The sequence below is a fragment of the Leptolyngbya sp. AS-A5 genome, from assembly GCF_039962495.1.
Classification (GTDB): Bacteria; Cyanobacteriota; Cyanobacteriia; order Leptolyngbyales; family Leptolyngbyaceae; genus Leptolyngbya.
Genome location: NZ_JAMPLL010000080.1, coordinates 1 through 2,993 on the forward strand (window position 1 = coordinate 1; position 2,993 = coordinate 2,993).

The window sequence follows — 2,993 nt, forward strand, 5'->3', positions numbered from 1 at the left end:
GCTTGCAATTTTCATTCGGTTCCGTTACGCTATCGTTAGACCTGCCGAAGTTGAGTGAGAATCACCTGCCGAAGAAAGGTGAGAATTAGGTGCCGAAGTTGTGCAAATATGCAACAACATCATTTTGCTGTTTCAACCGCCCCATTGTCCTGAACTCAATCCGATTGAGCAAGTTTGGCAATATCTCAAGCGGCGGTTTCGCTGGCGTTTGCCGAAAACCTTAGAGGAGTTGCGTCTCTGGATGACACAGCAGCTTGAAGCATTATCACCGCAGACAATCGCGTCAATTACAGGACGAGCTTCAATCCTCGAAGCACTATCTGTAGCCGCAATTTGGAGAATTGGTATTACATCAGGCTGAGCCACCGCAGTCCACTCGCTTTGACGAAATGCTCGTGACTTGAGCGCACTGCATCCCGGTAAATTCCTTGTGTCGCAATTCGTCTGCCCCAACGTCGTTCAATCGTGTCATCAATCCCCATGAACTCCCGTCGACGCGAAGACTCGCACCAGTTGCTTCAGCAAGACCGTGCTGGCTTTTCGACTTGACCACACCGCTCGATTCAGCACTCGATGATAGGTTTGGAAATGCGGGTCTTGATCCAACCCCATTACCCGCAATATTGCACTGACCGTGCATTTCCCCGGTGCTAGAATGGCTCCTGCAACCAGAACTAAAGCACTTTGCCATACTCGCTTGGAAAACAGCATGGCAAATGGTAGCATCAAGCTTAAAAGGCCTTTCGGTAGCATTTGCATCAGAACCTATTCAGCATTCTTGTTCTGATTGTGCTAACTTTTCTACTTCCCAGCCTCAAATGGATAAAGTCGAGCTTAGAACGCTCAGACCTATCAGTAACACCATTCGTAGAAGAGGCAGCACTTGCCACTCAGCAAACACATCTCTTCATGATCAATTCGTTAAATCTTTCTCTCACTTTGAAATCAAATCTAGGCTATGTCTCTAACAGGCAAAACTTACAGTAGAGGGACTTGAGAATCTGAGTAGGGATTTTCAAGCAGGGTCTCTAGGCTGCGGTATCGTACCCTGCTAACTCGTCGAGCGTACAGTTCAGGATTTGACAAAGAATCTGCATTTCTTTTGGTGTGAGGCGCGGCACCGCATCCCCAGTTTCCCATGAGCTAATTGTTTTATGGCTTCTACCGATCGCGTCAGCTACATCTTTTTGACGCAGCCCAGCTTGACGGCGCTTCAATAGCAGCCATTGAGCGAACGTCAGAGAAGAAGGGGATACAGACAAACTCATAGCCCAGTATGTGAGAGACGTATCGTTAGAATAACTCACTTTTTGTGGAAAACACGCATTTGTGGCGAACTGCAACGGTTTTAGGGTTGATCCACTAGATTATTCTATTTTTTTTCTACTATTTCCGCTAAGGGCGGATCATCCTGTTAAGACGGTAAAATTCCGGGAAGGTGTATTCAAAGATTTGGGTCTTTATCTAACAAAGTCAATCCTCAAAAGAACATTGCGGACTGAAATCAGAACAAGCGATCAATAAAAGTTGCTATCTGGAAGCCGTGAATTAACAGGGGTGAAAATCTGAATTCTTCTGAGCCTGATTTCCCGCAGCAAGATGCGTTCAGGAAATACAGCGTCCGAAGGGTGCTGTTGGGCGGAATCGAGCCGCTAGGTGTGCAAGTGGGGTGAAGTGATGCACCGTCCGCTACAGCGGTGACGTTCATTTTGGAAGTTTCGAGGTTTGCAATGTGCGACGCTGAGCCGAAAACAATTCGATTTTCAACAACAGAGCGACCCCTTGCGGGTAAATCGAAGAGATCGCAAACAGTGCGAGTTGGATTAGCGCTAGCTTCGCTTCCCGAAGGGTTCGCACAAAACGGCTCCGGCTATCTTCGAGTTCGATACCTGGAAGCTGAAGAGATTCACCAAATCGACGTTTTACCCGATCAACTTCTTCCTCTAGAACGTGCGCGGGTGAGAGTGAGAAACAATCAGGCAGATATCATTCAGGATGCGATCGCTCTGTTGGAGATAGGTTAGCATTCCGGGCAAAAATAGAAGAGATCATCGCAGAGCCAAGTTTTGAGGAAGCCTCGGATGTGTTGCGCTCCTTTGGTCGGCTGCGGAGGCTGACAGGTATACCGCTTCAGTGGATGACTTACTAGACTTCCTAACCGTAAGGAAGCGTGGAGAGCGATTCGTGCAGTGAGAAAATTTCGGTGACAGGAGGGGCGCGATCTCACTGGTAAGGATGACAAAACATCATTATGATGGCAGTTTCACCACTTCTAAGAAAATCGACTTAACGCGATCGCGCAGGAGAAACTACCAATGACAGAGATTCCGCGACAACTCACGCCAGAGGAATTGCGCCAGTGGGAGGAAGCGATTCAGGCAGCTGATCGACACAGCATTCTTTGTCATTGTCATGAGTGTGAACACCTTCGGTGGAGCGAAGCTTACGTGAATGGATCGCTTCTGCTCTAGAGGCTTGTATTTGTGGAAGTCGGAGCGTGGAGAGTATTGCTTGTTGGCAGTTTCCAGATGATTAGCAATAAACTGTGATGTCTTCCCCACATACATCAGCCAGGTAACAGAGTGCTTTGAATCGCAGTCCTACCAACTGTTCATAGAACGGATTCAATTTGCATATCGGCGGAATGTGGAGCAGAACACGATTGAAGAAGTGGATATCGCGTTCAAACGGGCACTGAGCCGGAATCAGGCGACAGAAGAAGTGGGCGGTTTCTGGGTTTTGGATTTAGATCGCGTTAAGTTTTTGAGCGATGGGTTGAAGGAGGGAAGCGATGAATTTGTTGGAGGTAAGGTTCAACATGATCAGTCTCCTAGATGCCAGTGGTGTAGAGAGGGGTGGCGTTGTCTGATACTGATTTATGGCACTATCAACTTAACCGAGAAGATTCAAAATTAAGCACGGAAATCTCTCAATCGTCAGTCTCGCTCAAGTTTACGCAGCATCTTTCACACAGGTAATTTCCCGCCAATCTT

At 47.6% G+C, this 2,993-nt stretch carries 6 protein-coding genes; 3 read left to right on the top strand and 3 right to left on the bottom strand.

Annotated elements, in window-relative coordinates; all coding sequences use genetic code 11:
• Positions 1 to 100: 100 nt before the first annotated feature.
• Entirely contained in the window at positions 101 to 361 is a 261-nt protein-coding gene (locus NC980_RS26175; RefSeq protein ID WP_190377102.1) for a transposase, read from the top strand.
• Between the two features lie 110 nt (positions 362 to 471).
• Here the strand turns inward: NC980_RS26175 and NC980_RS26180 are convergent, their stop codons facing one another.
• Together NC980_RS26180 and NC980_RS26185 are read right to left on the bottom strand one after the other, a co-directional pair.
• Positions 472 to 753 carry a transposase gene (locus NC980_RS26180; RefSeq protein WP_242026956.1) on the bottom strand — a complete coding sequence of 94 codons (282 nt, stop codon included), beginning with the start codon at positions 751 to 753 and terminating at the stop codon, positions 472 to 474.
• A gap of 275 nt (positions 754 to 1,028) precedes the next feature.
• Positions 1,029 to 1,268, bottom strand: coding sequence for a helix-turn-helix transcriptional regulator (locus tag NC980_RS26185; protein ID WP_242026966.1), 240 nt, complete (start codon positions 1,266 to 1,268; stop codon positions 1,029 to 1,031).
• A 462-nt stretch (positions 1,269 to 1,730) separates the two neighbouring features.
• On the opposite strand from NC980_RS26185, the gene NC980_RS26190 reads away from it, so the two are divergent.
• Positions 1,731 to 2,024: a hypothetical protein gene (locus NC980_RS26190; RefSeq protein WP_190377103.1), complete on the top strand. Its 294-nt coding sequence runs from the start codon at positions 1,731 to 1,733 to the stop codon at positions 2,022 to 2,024.
• A 291-nt stretch (positions 2,025 to 2,315) separates the two neighbouring features.
• Positions 2,316 to 2,471 (top strand): hypothetical protein, encoded by a 156-nt coding sequence (locus NC980_RS26195; protein ID WP_242026968.1) that lies wholly within the window; start codon positions 2,316 to 2,318, stop codon positions 2,469 to 2,471.
• Between the two features lie 61 nt (positions 2,472 to 2,532).
• On the opposite strand, the gene NC980_RS26200 is transcribed toward NC980_RS26195, so the two are convergent.
• Positions 2,533 to 2,745, bottom strand: coding sequence for a Mo-dependent nitrogenase C-terminal domain-containing protein (locus NC980_RS26200; protein ID WP_347272612.1), 213 nt, complete (start codon positions 2,743 to 2,745; stop codon positions 2,533 to 2,535).
• Positions 2,746 to 2,993: the final 248 nt, after the last annotated feature.

What these genes read in the sequence shown, in the direction of transcription:
- NC980_RS26180 (WP_242026956.1), bottom strand. Translation starts at nt 753, where the DNA reads ATGCTACCGAAAGGCCTTTTAAGCTTGATGCTACCATTTGCCATGCTG.
- NC980_RS26185 (WP_242026966.1), bottom strand. Translation starts at nt 1,268, where the DNA reads ATGAGTTTGTCTGTATCCCCTTCTTCTCTGACGTTCGCTCAATGGCTG.
- NC980_RS26190 (WP_190377103.1), top strand. Translation starts at nt 1,731, where the DNA reads ATGTGCGACGCTGAGCCGAAAACAATTCGATTTTCAACAACAGAGCGA.
- NC980_RS26195 (WP_242026968.1), top strand. Translation starts at nt 2,316, where the DNA reads ATGACAGAGATTCCGCGACAACTCACGCCAGAGGAATTGCGCCAGTGG.